Source organism: Streptomyces sp. NPDC056987 (genome assembly GCF_042673865.1).
In the GTDB taxonomy this organism is placed as follows: Bacteria; Actinomycetota; Actinomycetes; order Streptomycetales; family Streptomycetaceae; genus Streptomyces.
Window position 1 is genome coordinate 462,846 of the sequence record NZ_JBHURV010000001.1, and the last position, 18,500, is coordinate 481,345.

Genomic DNA, 18,500 nt, shown 5'->3' on the forward strand with positions numbered 1-18,500 from the left:
GTTCCAGGGACCCCTCCGGTCCCGCCCCCTCCAGCAGCAGCATCACCCCCTACAGCGTGAGGACACAGCCATGCCCATCGACGCCTTCGCCGCGCTCAACGCCATGATCCGCGCAGAGGCCGCGCGCGCCGACACACCGAAGCCCCGCCGCCGGTCCCCGGAGCCGAGTCCGTCCGACGGTCCGGCCTCCGCCTCCACACCCGCCGCGGCTCCCGTGTCCGTGTCCGCCGCCGAGCGCGGCCGGGCCGCGGAACGGGCCTCCGTGGAGGAGGAACCCGCGGAGAGCGGTACGGCGGCGAGCTGATCGCCGCACACTCCCGGTCGCGCCCGCCCGTACGCGGGTGCGACCGGACCGACCGTGAGTGAACGGATCGACCGTGACCGGACCGTACCGGCCGGGACCGCCCCGTAACCGGTCAGGCGCGGCCCCGGGAGAGGCTCTCGCGCTCGATCAGCCGGGGCAGCGGGACCTGTACGGTACGGGCCGCGCCGCCGTCGAGGAGCGCGGCGAGCTCCCGCGCCGCGATCCGGCCGAACGCGACGGAGTCGCGGGAGAGGGCCGTCAGCCACGGCCGTACCAGCCGGCAGAGCGCCGAGTCCTCCCAGGAGATGACCGAGACATCGCCGGGCACCGCGAGCCCGAGCCCGGCCGTGACCGCCGCCCCGGCCGCCGCCATCACGTCGTTGTCGTAGATCAGGGCGGTCGGCGGGCGGTCCTCCTCCAGCACCCGGCGGGTCACCGCCGCGCCCTGCGTGTCCGAGTAGTCGGTGGTGAGTGAACGCACCTCGGGGAGGCCGTACCGCTCCGCCTCGGCCCGCAGCGAACGGATCCGCCGCTCGGTGTGGGCGAGCGAGGACAGCCCCGCGATATGGACGATCCTGCGGTGCCCCAGCTCGTGCAGCCGGCCCACGACGGCGGCCATCGCGCCCGCGTCGTCCGCCCGGACCCGGGAGAGCGCCGGGTGCGACCGGGTGTCGCCGTCCGGCAGTTCGCCGATGACGACGGCGGGCAGCGCCAGCTCGTCCAGGAGCCCGGGGCGGGGGTCGTCGGTCCTCGGGTCGACGACCAGGACACCGTCCACCCGGTGCTCGGCCCACCACCGGCGGTAGACCGCGCACTCGGCTTCCACGTCTTCCACGACCTGGAAGAGCAGGCCGAGTTGACGGTCTGACAGGATCTCCTGGATGCCGGAGATCAGTTGCAGGAAGAACGAGTCCACGCCGAGGGACGCCGCCGGGCGGGCCAGCACCAGCCCCACGGTGGCCGAGCCCTCGCCGGAGAGCGCGCGGGCGGCGGTGCTGGGGCGCCAGCCGAGCTGTTCCGCGACCCGGCGGACCCGGGCGCGGGTGATCTCCGAGACGCCGGGGCGGTCGTTGAGGGCGAAGGACACGGCGCTCTCCGAGACTCCGGCGCGCTGGGCGATGTCCTTCATCGTCGGACGGCGCGCGGGGGTCCGGCGGACCGGCGCGGGCTCCACCGTGGGGGGCCGGGTCTCTCCGGCCGACGGCTGGTTGGCTGCCACCTCGGATCCCCTTTTCCTGCCGTATCGGACGAGCCATCGTGACTCCGGACTAATGCGCTTGAGTCAGAGCATCCTAAAGCGCATTAGTACCTTGCCGCAACTAAACCGTAATACCCCTCTGACCTGCGGTGAAACCAGCTTCGGCCGTGTTTGTGGCGAGAATGTGTTGACTTTCACCCGCGCACCTTGCAAGGTCTGCTGGACATAAGGAGTCGGGGCGCCGAAGCTCCGGCTCGCCCACCGCACGCCTGGTCCGAGCAGAAGGAGCCGTTCACCGTGCGCATCTCCCGAAGAGCAGTCGCCCTCGCCGCTGTTCTCGCCACTGTCCTGCCTCTCAGCGCCTGTGGCGGAGGATCCGACGACGAGTCCTCCGACGCCTCGGGCGCCATCAAGGGCAAGATCACCTTCCAGACCTGGAACCTCCAGGCCAACTTCAAGGACTACTTCAACGGAGTCATCAAGGACTTCGAGAAGGAGTACCCGGACACGGAGGTGAAGTGGGTCGACCGGCCGGCCGAGGGCTACGCGGACAAGCTCAGCGCGGATGCCGCGGGCGGCACACTGCCCGACGTCGTCAACATCTCCCCCGACCTGGTGGCCCCGCTGGCCAAGGCCGGCCTCGCCCTTGACCTCGACAAGGACAAGACGGCCGCCGGCTTCGCCAAGGACTATCTGCCGGATGCCTGGAAGAGCCACCAGATACCGGGCATGGAGGGCACGTACGGCTTCCCCTGGTACCTAAACACCGGCCCCACCTTCTACAACAAGCGCCTGTTCAGCGAGGCCGGGCTCGACCCCGAGAAGCCCCCGACCACCTATGACCAGGTCTTCAAGGACGGGCTGAAGCTCGCCGAGCAGAGCAACGGCAAGATCGCCACCCTCGCCCAGGTGCCCACGATCGAGGACTTCGGCCGCTACGGCGTGCAGCTCATGAACGACAAGGGCACCGGCTTCGCCTTCAACGACGCCAAGGGCGTCGAACTGCTCACCAAGTACAAGGAGCTGTTCGAGGCCAAGGCGCTCGACTCCCAGGCGCTGACCGCGACCCCCGAGGCCTCCGGCACCAAGTTCCTCACCGAGTCCGTGGCCATGAACCCGGGTAACGCGCTCGACCTGGAGAACTTCAAGACGAAGGCCCCGAACCTCTACAAGAACATCGGGATCACGGACCAGATCAGCAACACCGGCAAGGTCAACATGTACGTCATGGGCATGATGGTCAACTCCAAGACCAAGCAGAAGCCCGCCGCCATCGCCTTCGCCCACTTCGTGACCGACGCGACCCGCCAGATGTCCTTCGCCAAGCAGGTCGCCATCTTCCCGAGCACCAAGGGCTCGCTGGACGACCCGTACTTCACCAAGGAGGACGGCACCGACGAGACGCGCGTACGGATCGCCGCCGCCAAGTCCCTGAAGAAGGCCGAGAACTACACGCCCGTCCTGTTCAGCGAGCAGATGAAGACCGAGCTGCGCAACCAGGTCGCCAAGGCGCTCCAGGGCAAGCAGAGCCCGCAGGCCGCGCTCGACCAGGCCGTCGAGGCTTGTGACCGTCTGCTCAAGCAGAGCTGAGAGCTGAGCCCCGCACCATGACAAGCTCCACCGCCCCCCGGGCGCTTCCCCCGGAATCCGCCGCGGCGGGGCCCACGCTCCGGAGCTCCGGCTCCGGCGGCCGTGGGCCCCGCGGCGGGCCCGTCCGCGGGATCCGGCGTCAACACTCCCTCAGTCCCTGGCTGTTCGCCGCCCCGGGACTGCTGATTGTCGGCGCCTTCAGTCTCTATCCGTTCTTCAGCACCGTCATCAACTCCTTCACCGACCGCCGCACCCTGATCGCCGGCAGCTTCGTAGGCCTGGACAACTTCCGGGAGCTGATCCACGACGAGATGTTCTGGATCGGGCTGCGCAACAGCACGCTGTACGTCCTCTGCGTCGTCCCGGCCCTGGTCCTGCTGCCGCTGCTGCTCGCGATGCTGGTCCAGCGGCAGATTCCCGGCATCACCTTCTTCCGCTCGGCCTTCTACACCCCCGTCGTCGCCTCGATCGTGGTGGTCGGCCTCATCTGGGTCTGGCTGCTCGACGACCGCGGACTGGTCAACTCGGTGCTGGAGGCCGTCGGCGTCGGCCGGATCGGCTTCCTCAGCGACCAGTGGCTGCTGCTGTTCAGCGCGATGGCCGTCACGGTCTGGAAGGGCCTCGGCTACTACATGATCATCTACCTGGCCGCGCTGGCCAACGTACCGCGCGAGCTGCACGAGGCCGCGGCCGTCGACGGCGCCGGGGCCATCCGCCGCTTCGTCACCGTCACCGTGCCCGCCGTACGTTCCACCATGGTCCTCGTCGCGGCGCTCTCCTCGGTCGCCGCCTTCAAGGTCTTCTCCGAGGTCTATCTGATGGCGGGCCCGAGCGGCGGACCGGCCGGCCAGGACACCACCCTCGTCATGCTCGTCCAGCGGGTCGGTACCGGGCTGAGCGGCCGGGTCGGCTACGCCTCCGCGATCTCCGTGGTCGTCTTCGTCGTCACGGTCGCCCTGATGCTCCTGGTGCTGCGCGCCGACCGCAAGGAGGACGCGTGACCATCCTGAAGGCCACCGACGCCGAGGGCCGGCGCATCGCACCCTGGCAGCTCGCCCTCCGCTACGCGCTGCTGCTCATCATGCTGGCCGTGATGATCGGTCCGTTCCTCTGGCAGCTCTCCACCTCGCTCAAGGGCCCGACCGAGGACATCTACAGCTACCCGCCGACCTTCCTCCCGGACGACGTGACCCTCCACAACTACGGCCGGGTCGCCGAGATCATCCCGGTGTGGGAGTACGCGTTCAACTCGCTCAAGGTCGCCCTCGCCAACGTTGTCACCAACTGCGTCGGCGCCGCCCTGGCCGGCTACGCGCTCGCCCGGCTGCGCTACCGGGGCCGGACCGCCGCGACCCTGGGGTTCATCCTCGCGATGCTCGTCCCCGTCGAGGGCATCATCATCGCCCAGTTCACCACCATGCGGGACCTCGGCCTGAACAACACCCTCATCGGCGTGCTGCTGCCGGGATGCATCGGCGCGATGAACGTGCTGCTGATGCGCAACGCGTTCCTCAACCTGCCGCACGAGGTGGAGGAGGCGGCCTTCGTCGACGGCGCCAACGTCTGGCAGCGCTTCCTGCGGATCTCCCTGCCCGCCGTCAAGGGCACCCTCGCCGTCGTCGCGATCTTCGCCTTCATGGGCGCCTGGGACGACTTCCTCTGGCCGCTCATCGTCCTCAGCGACCCGGAGAACTTCACCCTGACCGTCGGACTCAACTACCTCCACGGCACTTTCGCCCAGGACCCCCGGCTGGTTGCCGCGGGGACGATCATCGCCGTGGCCCCGCTCATCGTGCTCTTCGCCTGCCTCCAGCGTTACTTCTTCCGGGGCGTCGGCGAAGGCGCCGTGAAGGGCTGACGCCACGCACTCGGAGCACCCGGCACACCACGGGCATTCCGCGCACCACCGCACGCTCCGCACAGAAGCAGGACAACGTTGCCCCCCATGAGCACTCCCGCACCGCGCTTCGGCGTCAACTACACGCCCAGCCAGGGCTGGTTCCACCACTGGCTGGACTTCGACCTGGACGACGTACGCGCCGACCTGGACTCGATCGCGGGGCTCGGCCTCGACCACATCCGGGTCTTCCCGCTCTGGCCGCTCTTCCAGCCCAACCGCACCCTGATCAGACCGCGCGCCGTCGAGCAGCTCGTCCAGCTCGCCGACGCCGCGGCCGAACGCGGCCTGGACGTCAACGTCGACGGGCTCCAGGGCCATCTGTCGAGCTTCGACTTCCTGCCCGCCTGGACCCGGACCTGGCACCGGCGGAACCTTTTCACTGACAACGATGTCGTCTCCGGGCAGGCCGCCTACCTCCGTACGCTCGCCGCCGCCCTCGCCGACCGGCCGAACTTCATCGGCATGACCATCGGCAACGAGATCAACCAGTTCTCCGGGCCGCCGCACCCCGACCCCGACCCCATCACCCCGGAACAGGCCGGAAGCTGGCTGCGTACGCTCCTGGCGGCCTGCGAGGAGGGCGCCCCCGGCAAGCTCCATCTGCACGCCGAGTACGACGCGGCCTGGTACCAGGACGGACACCCCTTCACCCCCGCGCACGCGGCCAGGATCGGCGCCGTCACCGCGGTGCACTCCTGGGTGTTCAACGGCACCGCGCAGCGCCACGGCCGGACCGGCACCGCCACCGAGCACCACGCCGCGTACATGATCGAGCTGTCCAAGGCGTGGGCCCTGGAACCGCGCCGGCCGGTCTGGCTCCAGGAGGTCGGCGCCCCCGCGCCGCTCATCCCGGCCGAGCACGCCGCCGCGTTCACCGACGCCACGGTGGCCGCCGCGCTGGACTGCGCCGACGTCTGGGGTGTCACCTGGTGGTGCTCGCACGACGTGTCGCGCTCCCTGGCCGACTTCCCGGAACTGGAGTACGGACTCGGCCTGCTGACCAACGACCGGAAGGTCAAACCGGCCGGGGAGGCCCTCGCCCGTACGGTCGCCGAGTGGCGGGAGCGGGCCTACGCGCCCGCGCCGCGCACCCTCGCCCTCGCCGTCGACACCGGAGACACCGGCGAAGCGGCTGACATCACTGACGCCGCGCCCGCCCGCGCCACCTGCGCTCCCGGCGGCGCGTTCTTCGAGGCGTTCGCCCGGCTGACTGAGGCGGGCGCCCGGCCCACCGCCGTCCTCGCGAGCCGGGCCGGGGACCGCGCCCATCTCGCCGCCCGCGGCATCACGGAGGTCGTCCACCCCGACGACGTCCGCTGACGGACCGCCGCCGGCCCTCCCGGCGGCGCGGCCACACTGGACACCGCACCCACGGAACCCACGGCACCCACCGCACCCACGCACCTCAGGAGCACCCCGCATGCACGACGACCGCACCCTGGTCGAAGGCCGTCTCAAGCGCGTCCTCGACGAACGCATCAGGCCCGCCGTATACCCCGAGTCGATCCCGCTCGACATCGCCGTCTGGCACGCGCCGGGAGAGCCCGTCCCCGTCGAGGAGGGCATCGCCGGGCCCACCGAGCCGGTCGCGGTGGGCGACCGCTGGGGCGCGCCCTGGGGCACGAGCTGGTTCCGGGTCTCCGGGACCGTCCCCGAGAAGTGGGCGGGCCGTACCGTCGAGGCGATCCTCGACCTCGGCTTCGACGAGAACATGCCCGGATTCCAGTGCGAGGGCCTGGTCTACCGCCCCGACGGCACCCCCGTGAAGGGCCTCAACCCGCGCAACCAGTGGGTACGGATCGGGGCGCCCGCCGCCGGCGGCGAAGAGGTGCTGCTGCACATCGAGGCCGCGTCCAACCCGGTCATCCTCGACTACCACCCCTTCCTGCCCACGAAGCTCGGCGACAAGGAGACCGCGGGCGGCGAACCGCAGTACACCCTCGCCCGGATGGACCTCGCCGTCTTCGACGAGACGGTCTGGCAGCTCATCCAGGACCTGGAGGTGCTCGGCGAGCTGATGGCCGAGCTGCCCGTGGAGGGCGCCCGCCGCTGGGAGATTCTGCGCGCGATCAGCCGCGCGCTCGACGCGGTCGACCTCCAGGACGTGAACGGCACGGCCGCCGCCGCCCGTGAGCAGCTCGCCGAGGTGCTCGCCACCCCCGCGCCGGCCACCTCCCACCGGCTCAGCGCGGTCGGCCACGCCCACATCGACTCGGCCTGGCTGTGGCCGCTGCGCGAGACGGTCCGCAAGGTCGCCCGGACGACGGCCAACATGACCGCCCTGCTGGAGGACGAGCCCGAGTTCGTCTTCGCGATGTCCCAGGCGCAGCAGTTCGCCTGGATCAAGGAGCACCGCCCCGAGGTCTACGCCAAGGTCAAGAAGGCCGTCGCCGAGGGCCGGTTCGTGCCGGCCGGCGGCATGTGGGTCGAGTCCGACACCAACATGCCCGGATCCGAGGCGATGGCCCGCCAGTTCGTGCACGGCAAGCGCTTCTTCCTCGACGAGTTCGGGGTCGAGAACGACGAGGCGTGGCTGCCCGACACCTTCGGCTTCGCCGCCGGGCTGCCGCAGATCATCAAGGCCGCCGGATCCAAGTGGCTGCTCACGCAGAAGATCTCGTGGTCCACGATCAACAAGTTCCCGCACCACACCTTCCGCTGGGAGGGCATCGACGGCACCCGGATCTTCACCCACTTCCCGCCCGTCGACACGTACAACTGCTCCATGACGGGCGAGCAGGTCGCCCACGCCGCGAAGAACTTCAAGGAGAAGGGCGTCGCACGCCACTCGCTCGCGCCCACCGGCTGGGGCGACGGAGGCGGCGGCACCACCCGCGAGATGATCGCCAAGGCGGCCCGGCTGCGCAGCCTCGAAGGCTCCGCGACGGTCGAGTGGGAGACCCCTTCCGCCTTCTTCGCCAAGGCCGAGGCCGAGTACCCGAACCCGCCCGTCTGGGTCGGCGAGCTCTACCTGGAGCTGCACCGCGCCACCCTCACCAGCCAGGCCAAGACCAAGCAGGGCAACCGGCGCAGCGAGCACCTGCTGAGGGAGGCCGAGCTGTGGGCCGCCACCGCCGCCGTCAGGACCGGCGCGGCCTACCCGTACGAACTGCTCGACCGGGTCTGGAAGACGGTGCTGCTCCACCAGTTCCACGACATCCTGCCCGGCTCGTCCATCGCCTGGGTGCACCGCGAGGCCGAGAAGACCTACGCGAAGGTCGCGGCCGAGCTGAGCGGCGTCATCGGGACCGCGCAGCGCGCCCTCGCCGGTGACCCGGCCGGCGGCACGCCCCTGGTCTTCAACGCGGCGCCGCACGCGCGCGGCGGGGTCGCGGCGGGCGCGGCGGGACCGGCCGGCGGCGGCGCGGGCGCGCAGCTCACGGCGCGTGAGGGCGGCGGCTTCGTGCTCAGCAACGGCCTGCTGGAGGTCGAGGTCGACGGCCGAGGCCTGGTGGTCTCGGCGTACGACATCAGCGCGGAGCGGGAGACGGTCGCCCCGGGCGAGGCGGCCAACCTGCTCCAGATCCACCCCGACTTCCCCAACCAGTGGGACGCTTGGGACGTCGACGCGTTCTACCGGAACACCGTCACCGATCTGACGGACCTCGACGAGCTGACCGCCGTCGAGGGCGACGGCACCGCGGGCGCCGTCGGCGTGCGGGTCGTGCGGTCCTTCGGCGCGTCGAAGGTCACCCAGCTCCTGACCCTCGCGCCGGGCGCCAAGCGGCTCGACATCGACACCGAGGTCGACTGGCACGAGACGGAGAAGTTCCTCAAGGCAGCCTTCCCGCTGGACATCCACGCGGAGCGGTACGCCTCGGAGACCCAGTTCGGCCATGTGTACCGGGCCACCCACACCAACACCAGCTGGGAGGCGGCCAAGTTCGAGGCGTGCAACCACCGCTTCGTCCACCTGGAGGAGCCGGGCTGGGGCGTCGCCCTCGTCAACGACTCGACGTACGGACACGACGTGACCCGTACGGTCCGCGCCTCGGACGCCGGTACGACCACCACCGTCCGGGTCTCGCTGCTGCGCGCGCCGCGCTTCCCCGACCCGGAGACCGACCAGGGCGTCCACCGCTTCCGGCACGCGCTGGCCCCCGGCGCCGCGATCGGTGACGCCGTACGGGAGGGCTACCGCGTCAACCTGCCCGAGCGCCGGCTCACCGGATCGGGGGAGGTCGCGCCGCTGGTCACCGTCGACAACGACGCGGTCGTCGTCAGCGCGGTCAAGCTCGCCGACGACGCGAGCGGCGACCTCGTCGTACGGCTCTACGAGGCGACCGGCGGCCGGGCCAAGGCGCGGGTCGCCCTGGGCTTCGACGCCACCGGACTCGCCGTCACCGACCTGCTGGAGCGGCCGTCGGCCGAGCTGGCCGGCGGCGCGGGCGGACCCGAGCTGGCGGACGGCGCGGTCCTGCTCTCGCTGCGCCCGTTCCAACTGGTGACGCTGCGGCTGACCCGGGGCTGACCCGCAGGAGCGGGCGGCGGACCCCTGCCCGGTCCGCCGCCCGCCTTCGGGCCGGGTGACCACCGCCCGCCCGGCGGCGGTCACCCGCGGTGCTCCGGCCCACCGCCCAGTGCCTGCGCGGAGACCAGATCCAGGAACGACCGCTCGTTGCCCGCTAACCCCGCGGCCATGAGCGCCTCGTCGGCCTCGGCCATCGGGGCCGCCAGCAGCGGGACGGCCAGGGACGCCCGCGCCGGGTCGTCCAGAACGGCGCGTACGGCCGCCAGCAGCCGCAGATAGGCACGGGCGGCGGTGCGCTCGTCCGGGGCGGCGGGGGTGCGGGACGTGGTGATGGCCATCGAGGCTTCCTCCCCATGGATCCGTGGGTCCACGGTCCCCGGACTCCGGGAACCGTCAGGACCCCCCAGTCTGATCCATGGGTCTGACAACGGGGCGTGACACCGCGCCCCGGCCGCCCGTTCCGCGGCCTACACCTCGGCGGCCTACTCCTGCTCCTACTCCTCGACGAGCATCCCCGCGCGCAGCCGCGTGATGATGCGGTTGAGCAGCCGGGACACATGCATCTGCGACACGCCCAGCTCCGTACCGATCTGCGACTGCGTCATCTCCTGGCCGAACCGCATCGTCACGATGGAGCGTTCCCGCTCGTCGAGCTGTTCCAGCAGCGGCGCCAGGGCGTGCAGGTTCTCGACCTTCTCCATCGCCGGGTCCGTCTCGCCCAGCACATCGGCGAAGGTCCGGCCGCCGCCGGTGCCGCCGTCCTCGTTCGTGGGCATGTCCAGCGAACCGGCCGTGTAGCCGTTGGTCGCGACCAGGCCCTCGATGACCTCCTCCTCGGTGAGGCCGAGGAGTTCGGAGAGTTCCCTGACGGTCGGGTCCCGGTCCAGGACCGTCGCCAGGTGCTCCTTGGCCTTGGCCAGCTCGACGCGCAGCTCCTGGAGGCGGCGCGGAACATGGACGGCCCAGCTCGTGTCGCGGAAGAAACGCTTGATCTCACCGACGATGTACGGCACCGCGAAGGAGGTGAACTCGACCTCGCGGGAGAGGTCGAACCGGTCGATCGCCTTGATCAGGCCGATCGTGCCCACCTGGAGGACGTCCTCCAGGTCACCGCCGCCCCGGTTGCGGAAGCGGCTCGCCGCGAACCGCACCAGCGACTGGTTCATCTCGATCAGCGTATTGCGGGCGTACTGATATTCGGGCGTGCCCTCCTCCAGGACCTGGAGCTGGTCGAAGAAGAGCTTCGACAGCGCCCGCGCGTCCTTCGGAGCGATCTTGGTGGGGTCCTCGATACGGGGCAGCTCACCGGTCGTCCCGCTCGCCACCGTTCCGACCGCCAGGACGCCCGCCAGCTGCTCCGCCTCGACAGCACTCACAGTTCTGGTCGTCATGACACTCACCCTCCAACGCAGCGGACCGTACAGGTTCGGCTAGTGCCCCGGCTTCCGATTCTTATGCACCGTCCTGTCAAGAGTTTTTGAACACCCTTGGAAACGCGCCACGTTTTACGGAGTGAGCGACGCCAGATAGGTGACCGTCGACGGGTCCGCCGGGACGAACGTCTCGATGGCCAGTTCGGCGACGGTCACGTCCATCGGCGTGTTGAACGTGGAGATGGACGAGACGAAGGAGAGCGTCCGCCCGTCGTGCTCGATCACCATCGGCAGCGCGAGGAGCGGCCCGGACGGCCCTTCCTCTGCCACAGCCACCGTCTCCCCGGACGGCTTCCCGGACCGCTCCGGCGGCGGATACGCGGCGACCTCCTCGTACAGCGCCCGCAGCGCGGGGGAGCGGTGCAGCGCGAGCTGACGGCCCATCTGGTCCAGGAGATGCCCGCGCCACTGCGGCAGATTGCGGATCCGGGAGGCGATCCCCTCCGGGTGGAGGGTGAGCCGCATGGCGTTCAGCGGCGGCGTGAGCAGCCGCTCCGGCACCCCCTCCAGCAGCATCGCGACGCCCCGGTTCGCGGCCACCACCGTGTACGTCCCGTCCACGACCAGCGCCGGATACGGCTCGTACCCGCGCAGCAGCCGCGTCAGCCCCTCGCGGAGCGCGCCCATGGCCGGGTCGTCCAGCGCGGTCTCCGTGAAGCGGGGCGCGTAGCCGGCCGCCAGCAGCAGGGCGTTGCGCTCCCGCACCGGGACGTCGAGACGGTCGGCGAGCCGCAGCACCATCTCCTCGCTCGGGCGGGCGCGGCCCGTCTCGACGAAGCTGATGTGGCGGGCCGAGGAGTCGGCGCGCAGCGCCAGTTCGAGCTGGCTGAGCCGCCGCCGGGTCCGCCAGCCGCGCAGCAGCGGGCCGAACGCGCCACCGGGGAAGGAGGGAACCGTCGTACCGTCTGCCGCCATCGCGCGCGCCGCCATAGGAGGACCGTAGTACAGCCCCGTATCGTCGGCCGCGTCGCCCGACCCTTCCCCTTCCTCTGCCCTTCCTCTGCCCTTCCCTTCCCCTTTCCTTCCCCCCATTTCTTTCCCCGAGGAGCCCGCCATGGCCGCCGAGCCGCTGTCGCAGGACGAGATCGAGAACCGGCTGCGGGAGCTGCCCGGCTGGACCCTGGAGGACGGGCGCATCACCCGTACGTACCGGCTCGCCTCGCACCGTGCCGCCGCCGCGCTGGTCGCCCATGTCGCGGCGGTCCAGGACGAGCTGAACCACCACTCCGACCTGACCCTCGGCTACAACACGGTCGTCCTCGCCGTGCACACGCACGACGCCGGCGGCGCCGTCACCGCCAGGGACTTCGCGCTCGCGCACCGCGTCGAGGAGCTGGCCCCCGCGCACGGCGTCCGCTGACGGTGCGCCCAACTACCCTGGGGCCATGGACGTACTCGCCGGGCTTCTCGACGGACCGCGTGCCCGGGGGGCCTTTCTGCTGCGCATGGTGATGGAGCCGCCCTGGGCCGTCCGGATCGAGGACCGCGCGCCGCTCTGTCTGATGTGTGTCACCAGCGGCGAGGCGTGGATCGTCCCGGACGGCGGCGGCGACCCCGTGGTGCTGCGCGCCGGTGACATCGCCATCAGCCGTGGCCCCGACCCGTACACCGCCGGCGACCGGCCGGACGCGGTGCCCTGCGCGGTGATCGGCCCCGGCGGGGTCTGCCGGACCCTGGAGGGCGAACCGCTCGCGGAGTCCATGCGGCTGGGCGTACGGACCTGGGGCAACGCCCCCGACGGCGGTACGACGATGCTCGTCGGCACCTACCGGATGGACGGCGAGGTGAGCCGTCGGCTGCTGGACGCGCTGCCGCCGCTGGTGCGACTGCCCGCCGACGCGTGGAGCTGCCCGCTGACGCCCGTTCTGGAGGAGGAGATCTCCCGGGACGACCCGGGCCAGAGCGTGGTGCTCGACCGGGTCCTCGACCTGCTGCTGATAGCCGCGCTCCGGGAGTGGTTCTCCCGCCCGGGGGCCGAGGCGCCCGGCTGGTACGGCGCGATGGCCGACCCGGTGGTCGGCAAGGCCCTGCGGCTGATCCAGGACGAGCCGGCCAGGCCCTGGACGGTCGCCTCCCTCGCGGGTGCGTGCGGCATCTCCCGCGCCGGGCTGGCCCGGCGCTTCACCGAACTGGTCGGGGAGCCCCCGATGGCCTATCTCACCGGCTGGCGGCTGGCCACGGCCGCGGATCTGCTGCGCGGCACGGACGCCACGGTCGAGTCGGTGGCCAGGAAGGTCGGCTACAGCGGCTCGTTCGCGCTGAGCGCCGCCTTCAAGCGGGTCCGGGGCGTCAGCCCGCAGGAGTTCCGCAAGAACGTGACGCCGGCCGTCTCCCGGACGCTCGTCTCGGGCTGACCGCCCGCCGCGTCGGTACGCCCGTACGGCCGCGCGACCGGGCACGGCCCGGCCGGACGGCGTACGGACGGCACCGCGTGCTCAGTTGACGTCCGCCGGGTGGCTGCCGAGGCGCTTGCCCTCGTCCAGCGCCGCGAACGCGGCCAGGTCGTCGGCGTCCAGCTCGAAGCCGAACACGTCGATGTTCTCCTGGATCCGGGACGGGGTCACGGACTTGGGGATCACCACGTTCCCCAGCTGGAGGTGCCAGCGCAGCACGACCTGGGCCGGGGTCCGCCCGTGCTTGCGCGCGACCGCCACCACCGTCGGGACCTCCAGCAGCCCCTTGCCCTGGCCCAGCGGTGACCACGCCTCGGTCGCGATGGACCGCTCCGCGTGGAAGGCACGGGACTCGGCCTGCTGGAGCTGCGGGTGCAGCTCGATCTGGTTGAGCACCGGAACCACGGAGGTCTCGCCGAGCAGCCGCTCCAGGTGCTCGGGGAGGAAGTTCGAGACACCGATGGACCGGGCGCGCCCGTCGGCGAGGATCTTCTCGAACGCCTTGTACGTGTCGACGTACTTGTCGGCGGCCGGGGTCGGCCAGTGGATCAGATACAGGTCGACGTGGTCGAGGCCGAGCTTGCCCAGGGACACGTCGAACGCGCGCAGCGTCGAGTCGTAGCCCTGGTCGCCGTTCCACAGCTTCGTGGTGACGAAGAGTTCCTCACGGGCGATGCCCGAGGCGGCGAGGGCCTTGCCGGTGCCCTCCTCGTTGCCGTAGATCGCCGCGGTGTCGATGCTGCGGTAGCCGGCCTCCAGGGCGGTCGCCACGGCCTGCGTCGCCTCGCTGTCCGGAACCTGCCAGACGCCGAAGCCCAGCTGGGGCATCTCGATGCCGTTGTTGAGAGTGAGGGTGGGGACCTTGCTCACGGGCGGTCGATCCTAACGTCGTCGGTTACTGCTCGGTCGTCCAACGATTTCGGAGCCGGGCGGATTCCCGTCCGCCTGTCCGCTCCGTCTCCTGAGGACAGGTGTTCAACGGTAGAGTGCCGCGACCTCGGCCGCGTAGGCGGCCTCGATCGCCTTCCGCTTGAGTTTCAGCGACGGGGTCAGCAGCCCGCGCGCCTCGCTGAAGGGGTGCGCCAGGATCCGGAACGTACGGATCGACTCGGCCTGCGAGACGGCCGTGTTCGCGGCCACCACCGCACGCCGGATCTCCGCCTCCAGGTCCGGGTCCCGCACCAGCTCGGCGGCCTTGAGCGGCGGTTTGCGCCGGACGGCCAGCCAGTGGTCGACGGCCTCCTGGTCCACCGTCACCAGCGCCGCGACGTAGGGCCGGTCGTTGCCGACCACGATGCACTGCGCGACCAGCGCGTGGGCCCGTACCCGCTCCTCCAGCACCACCGGCGAGACGCTCTTGCCGCCGGAGGTGACCAGGATCTCCTTCTTCCGTCCGGTGATGGTCAGGTAGCCGTCCTCGTCCAGCGCCCCCAGGTCCCCGGTGGCCAGCCACCCCTCGTTGAGGACGGCGTCGGTGGCCTTCGGGTCGTTGAGGTAGCCCGTGAAGATCTGGTCGCCGCGCAGCCACACCTCGCCGTCGTCCGCGATGTGCACGGAGGTGCCGGGGATCGGCTGCCCGACCGTTCCGTACCGGGTGCGCTCGGGCGGGTTGGCGGTGGCCGCCGCGCAGGACTCGGTGAGCCCGTACCCCTCGTAGATCCGGACGCCCGCGCCCGCGAAGAACAGCCCGAGCCGCCGGTCCATCGCCGACCCGCCCGACATGGCGTGCCGGACGCGCCCGCCCATCGCCTCGCGGATCCGCCCGTACACCGCCCGTTCGAAGAACTGGTGCTGCATCCGCAGCCCGGCGGAGGGGCCGGGGCCGAGGTCGAAGGCCCGCTGCTCCACCGCCTCCGCGTACCGCACCGCCACCTCCACCGCCTTGTCGAAGGCGGCGGCCCTGTCCTCCGTCTCCGCCTTGCGGCGCGCCGCGTGGTAGACCTTCTCGAAGATGTACGGCACGGCCAGGATGAACGACGGCCGGAACGCCGCCAGATCGGGCAGCAGCGCACTTGCCTGGAGCACCGGCTGGTGGCCGAGCTTGACCCGGCCGCGGATCGCCGCGATCTCGATCATGCGGCCGAAGACGTGCGAGAGCGGCAGGAAGAGCAGCGTCGATGCCTCGTCGCCCGACCGGGTGTGGAAGACCGGCTCCCACCGTGCCAGCACGGTGTCCGCCTCGAACATGAAGTTGGCGTGGGTGATCACACAGCCCTTGGGGCGGCCCGTGGTGCCCGACGTGTAGATCACCGTGGCCACGGAGTCGGGGGTGACGGCCGTACGGTGCCGGTGCACCACCTCGTCCTCGATCCCCGCGCCCGCCGCGTACAGCTCGTCCAGCGCGCCCGCGTCGAGCTGCCAGAGCCGCCTCAGCCGCGGCAGCCGGCCGATGACCGAACCGACGGTCATCGCGTGGTCCTCGTCCTCGACCACACAGGCCGAGACCTCCGCGTCGTGCAGCATCCAGTAGATCTGCTCGGCGGAGGAGGTCGGATAGACGGGGACGGGCCGGGCGCCGACGGACCAGAGCGCGAAGTCGAAGAGCGTCCACTCGTAGCGGGTACGGGACATGATCGCGACCCGGTCCCCGAACCGCACACCCTGCGCCAGCAGCCCCTTCGCCAGCGCGAGCACCTCGTCACGGAAGTCCGCCGAGGTCACGTCGTGCCAGTGGCCCGCCGCGTCCTTGCGGCCGAGGGCGACCCGGCCGGGATCGTCCAGGGCATGGTCGTACACAGCGTCCGCGAGCCCACCGACGTGGGGGGTCGCCGGCAGAGGGGGGACGGTGAACTCGCGCAATGACCTGGCTCCTTGTGACGCTCCGCACAGCGCGGTGACGGTACCCCACTGGCGGGACCGGGGGGTGGCCGCGGGAGCAACCGGCACAAAAGGGTGTCACCGCAGGTCAGAGCGGTGAAGGTCGCACTGCCATGGCGGGCTGGGGCCCTGTTCTGACCCCGGAGTAAGGAGACAACGCGGGAATCTCCACCGAATCCGTACGCCGTGCTCACCGGCGCTCTACCGGTGCGGGATTCCTGGTACGTACCTGAACGTACGCGCGTCAGTCCCCGGCGGGCGGCCGGTGCAGCCGGTCGCCGCCCGCCAGGATCGCCGCGGCCAGTGCGTCCGCGGCCGCCCGGGTCGCCCCGCCGCCCGGCCCCGGCCGGCCGGAGCGGCCGCCGTCCAGCAGGACGAACTCCACCTCGCCCAGCTCGGGCAGGCCCGCCCTGGCCGGGACCGGCACCAGGCCCGGCGGGACCAGCCCGCGGGTGTGGGCCATCACGCCGAGCCCCGCGCGGGCCGCCGCTATGAGCCCGCTCAGGCTGGCGCTCGTACACGCGACGCGCCAGTGCCTGCCGTGCGCCTCCAGCACCTCCAGCGCCCGGGCGCGGGTGATGCCCGGCGGCGGGAAGACGATCAGCGGCACCGGACGGTCCGGGTCGAGCCGGAACCGCGGCGCCCCGATCCACACCAGGGTGGACCGCCAGACCGGCCGGCCGTGGGTGTCGCCGGGACGCCGCTTGGCCAGCACCAGATCGAGCCCGCCGGCCGCGAGCTGCTCGTGCAGGGTGCCCGACAGCCCGACCGTCAGCTCCAGATCGACCTCGGGGTGGTCGCGCCGGAAGGCCTCCAGGATCTCCGGCAGCCGGGTCAGCACGAAGTCCTCCGACGCGCCGAACCGCAGCCGCCCGCGCAGCCGGGTCCCGGTGAAGAACGCCGCCGCCCGGTCGTGCGCCGCGAGGATCGTCCCGGCGAAGCCGAGCATGGCCTCCCCGTCCTCCGTCAGCTCCACGCTGTGCGTGTCGCGGGTGAACAGCGGCCGCCCCGTCGCCTCCTCCAGGCGGCGGACGTGCTGGCTCACGGTGGACTGGCGCACCCCCAGCCGGCGGGCCGCCTGCGTGAAGCTGAGCGTCTGAGCGACGGCCAGGAAGGTGCGGAGCTGTCCGGGGTCGTACATGGGTCCAGCGTACGGGCTCATCGCGAACCGTGATGACAGTCAGAGCGGTATACGGGATTCCCGATCAAGCGGAAGGGGCGCACGATGGGGAGGCACGATCTGTACCGACCCGCGAGACCGCCGTAGTGGAGCACATGAACCGCCGCACCGTCCCGAGCATCCTGTCCCGGCTGCCGGTCGACCCGTACGTCCTGGCCCTTCTCGCGACCGTCGGCCTCGCCGCGCTCCTCCCGGTCTCCGGCACCGCCGCGACCTTCGCGGGCGGCGCCTCGACCGGCGCGGTGGGCCTGCTGTTCTTCCTCTACGGCGCGCGGCTCTCCACCCGCGAGGTGGCCGACGGGCTACGGCACTGGCGGCTCCATGTGACCGTCCTCGCCTGTACGTTCGTCCTCTTCCCGCTGCTGGGACTGGCGGCCCGGGGGCTGGTGCCGTTCGTCCTCACCCCGCAGCTCTACAGCGGGCTGCTCTTCCTCTGCCTGGTGCCGTCGACGGTCCAGTCGTCCATCGCCTTCACGTCCATCGCCCGGGGCAACGTGCCCGCGGCGATCTGCGCGGGGTCCTTCTCCAGCCTCGTCGGCATCGTCGTCACCCCGCTCCTGGCCGCGCTGCTGATCGGCGGCGGCACGGCCGGCTTCTCCGCCGACTCCCTGTTCAAGATCGTCGCCCAGCTCCTGCTGCCGTTCCTGGCGGGCCAACTGCTGCGCCGCTGGGTGGCCGGCTTCCTCACCCGGCACAGGAAGGTGCTGGGCCTGGTGGACCGGGGCTCGGTGCTGCTGGTCGTCTACACCGCGTTCAGCGAGGGCATGGTGACGGGCATCTGGCACCAGGTGACCCCGGCGCGGCTCGGGGCGTTGCTGGCCGTGGAGGCGGTGCTGCTCGCGGCGATGCTGGCGGCGAGCTGGTACGGCGCGAAGCGGCTCGGCTTCGTACGGGAGGACCGCGTCGCCATACAGTTCGCCGGCTCGAAGAAGAGCCTGGCGGCGGGGCTGCCGATGGCGACCGTACTCTTCGGGGCGCACGCGAGCCTGGCGGTGCTGCCGCTGATGCTCTTCCACCAGATGCAGCTCATGGTCTGCGCGGTCCTGGCCAAGCGCCGCGCCGATGATCCGGAGTCACCGTCCGGGGAGCCGCTCCCCGCGGGGACCACGGCCCCGGACGAGGCCGTCCCGGCGGGAACGCGCTGACAGCCCGGGCCGCGGTTTCACGGTGCCGGTCCATCGGCCCGCCTCCCCGCCACGGCGGCGAACCGAGCC

16 protein-coding genes are annotated in these 18,500 nt (G+C 71.5%); 9 read left to right on the plus strand and 7 right to left on the minus strand.

All coding sequences use genetic code 11. The features are described from left to right. Positions 1–70: 70 nt before the first annotated feature. Positions 71–304, plus strand: coding sequence for a hypothetical protein (locus ACFTZC_RS02015; protein ID WP_382885869.1), 234 nt, complete (start codon positions 71–73; stop codon positions 302–304). A 112-nt stretch (positions 305–416) separates the two neighbouring features. On the opposite strand, the gene ACFTZC_RS02020 is transcribed toward ACFTZC_RS02015, so the two are convergent. After that, positions 417–1,433, minus strand: coding sequence for a LacI family DNA-binding transcriptional regulator (locus ACFTZC_RS02020; RefSeq protein ID WP_382886033.1), 1,017 nt, complete (start codon positions 1,431–1,433; stop codon positions 417–419). Between the two features lie 366 nt (positions 1,434–1,799). On the opposite strand from ACFTZC_RS02020, the gene ACFTZC_RS02025 reads away from it, so the two are divergent. From ACFTZC_RS02025 to ACFTZC_RS02045, 5 genes are all read left to right on the plus strand, one after another. Next, positions 1,800–3,092 carry an ABC transporter substrate-binding protein gene (locus tag ACFTZC_RS02025; RefSeq protein WP_382885871.1) on the plus strand — a complete coding sequence of 431 codons (1,293 nt, stop codon included), beginning with the start codon at positions 1,800–1,802 and terminating at the stop codon, positions 3,090–3,092. Between the two features lie 17 nt (positions 3,093–3,109). Then, positions 3,110–4,093 carry a carbohydrate ABC transporter permease gene (locus ACFTZC_RS02030; RefSeq protein WP_382885872.1) on the plus strand — a complete coding sequence of 328 codons (984 nt, stop codon included), beginning with the start codon at positions 3,110–3,112 and terminating at the stop codon, positions 4,091–4,093. After that, positions 4,090–4,950 carry a carbohydrate ABC transporter permease gene (locus ACFTZC_RS02035; RefSeq protein WP_382885874.1) on the plus strand — a complete coding sequence of 287 codons (861 nt, stop codon included), beginning with the start codon at positions 4,090–4,092 and terminating at the stop codon, positions 4,948–4,950. The genes ACFTZC_RS02030 and ACFTZC_RS02035 overlap by 4 nt, the downstream gene beginning before the upstream one ends. A gap of 87 nt (positions 4,951–5,037) precedes the next feature. Continuing rightward, positions 5,038–6,312 (plus strand): glycosyl hydrolase, encoded by a 1,275-nt coding sequence (locus ACFTZC_RS02040; protein ID WP_382885876.1) that lies wholly within the window; start codon positions 5,038–5,040, stop codon positions 6,310–6,312. Between the two features lie 100 nt (positions 6,313–6,412). Continuing rightward, positions 6,413–9,463 (plus strand): alpha-mannosidase, encoded by a 3,051-nt coding sequence (locus tag ACFTZC_RS02045; protein WP_382885878.1) that lies wholly within the window; start codon positions 6,413–6,415, stop codon positions 9,461–9,463. Between the two features lie 80 nt (positions 9,464–9,543). Here the strand turns inward: ACFTZC_RS02045 and ACFTZC_RS02050 are convergent, their stop codons facing one another. The 3 genes from ACFTZC_RS02050 to ACFTZC_RS02060 all read right to left on the minus strand — a co-directional run bounded on the left by ACFTZC_RS02050 (position 9,544) and on the right by ACFTZC_RS02060 (position 11,811). Further along, positions 9,544–9,801, minus strand: a complete 258-nt coding sequence (locus tag ACFTZC_RS02050; protein ID WP_382885880.1) for a hypothetical protein — start codon at positions 9,799–9,801, stop codon at positions 9,544–9,546. A gap of 156 nt (positions 9,802–9,957) precedes the next feature. After that, the gene (locus ACFTZC_RS02055; RefSeq protein WP_382885882.1) at positions 9,958–10,854 is read right to left on the minus strand and encodes an RNA polymerase sigma factor SigF; all 897 of its coding nucleotides are present in this window, start codon (positions 10,852–10,854) and stop codon (positions 9,958–9,960) included. A gap of 114 nt (positions 10,855–10,968) precedes the next feature. Further along, positions 10,969–11,811 carry a helix-turn-helix domain-containing protein gene (locus ACFTZC_RS02060; protein ID WP_382886035.1) on the minus strand — a complete coding sequence of 281 codons (843 nt, stop codon included), beginning with the start codon at positions 11,809–11,811 and terminating at the stop codon, positions 10,969–10,971. A gap of 139 nt (positions 11,812–11,950) precedes the next feature. On the opposite strand from ACFTZC_RS02060, the gene ACFTZC_RS02065 reads away from it, so the two are divergent. Together ACFTZC_RS02065 and ACFTZC_RS02070 are read left to right on the plus strand one after the other, a co-directional pair. Beyond that, entirely contained in the window at positions 11,951–12,256 is a 306-nt protein-coding gene (locus tag ACFTZC_RS02065; protein ID WP_382885883.1) for a 4a-hydroxytetrahydrobiopterin dehydratase, read from the plus strand. 25 nt (positions 12,257–12,281) lie between these two features. Further along, positions 12,282–13,250 carry an AraC family transcriptional regulator gene (locus tag ACFTZC_RS02070; RefSeq protein WP_382885884.1) on the plus strand — a complete coding sequence of 323 codons (969 nt, stop codon included), beginning with the start codon at positions 12,282–12,284 and terminating at the stop codon, positions 13,248–13,250. A gap of 81 nt (positions 13,251–13,331) precedes the next feature. On the opposite strand, the gene ACFTZC_RS02075 is transcribed toward ACFTZC_RS02070, so the two are convergent. The 3 genes from ACFTZC_RS02075 to ACFTZC_RS02085 form a co-directional block, all read right to left on the minus strand. Continuing rightward, positions 13,332–14,159: an aldo/keto reductase gene (locus tag ACFTZC_RS02075; RefSeq protein ID WP_382885886.1), complete on the minus strand. Its 828-nt coding sequence runs from the start codon at positions 14,157–14,159 to the stop codon at positions 13,332–13,334. Between the two features lie 105 nt (positions 14,160–14,264). After that, positions 14,265–16,088 (minus strand): AMP-dependent synthetase/ligase, encoded by a 1,824-nt coding sequence (locus tag ACFTZC_RS02080; protein WP_382885888.1) that lies wholly within the window; start codon positions 16,086–16,088, stop codon positions 14,265–14,267. Between the two features lie 262 nt (positions 16,089–16,350). Further along, the gene (locus ACFTZC_RS02085; RefSeq protein ID WP_382885890.1) at positions 16,351–17,247 is read right to left on the minus strand and encodes a LysR substrate-binding domain-containing protein; all 897 of its coding nucleotides are present in this window, start codon (positions 17,245–17,247) and stop codon (positions 16,351–16,353) included. 134 nt (positions 17,248–17,381) lie between these two features. On the opposite strand from ACFTZC_RS02085, the gene ACFTZC_RS02090 reads away from it, so the two are divergent. Next, positions 17,382–18,431, plus strand: a complete 1,050-nt coding sequence (locus ACFTZC_RS02090; RefSeq protein WP_382885892.1) for a bile acid:sodium symporter family protein — start codon at positions 17,382–17,384, stop codon at positions 18,429–18,431. Positions 18,432–18,500 lie beyond the last annotated feature (69 nt).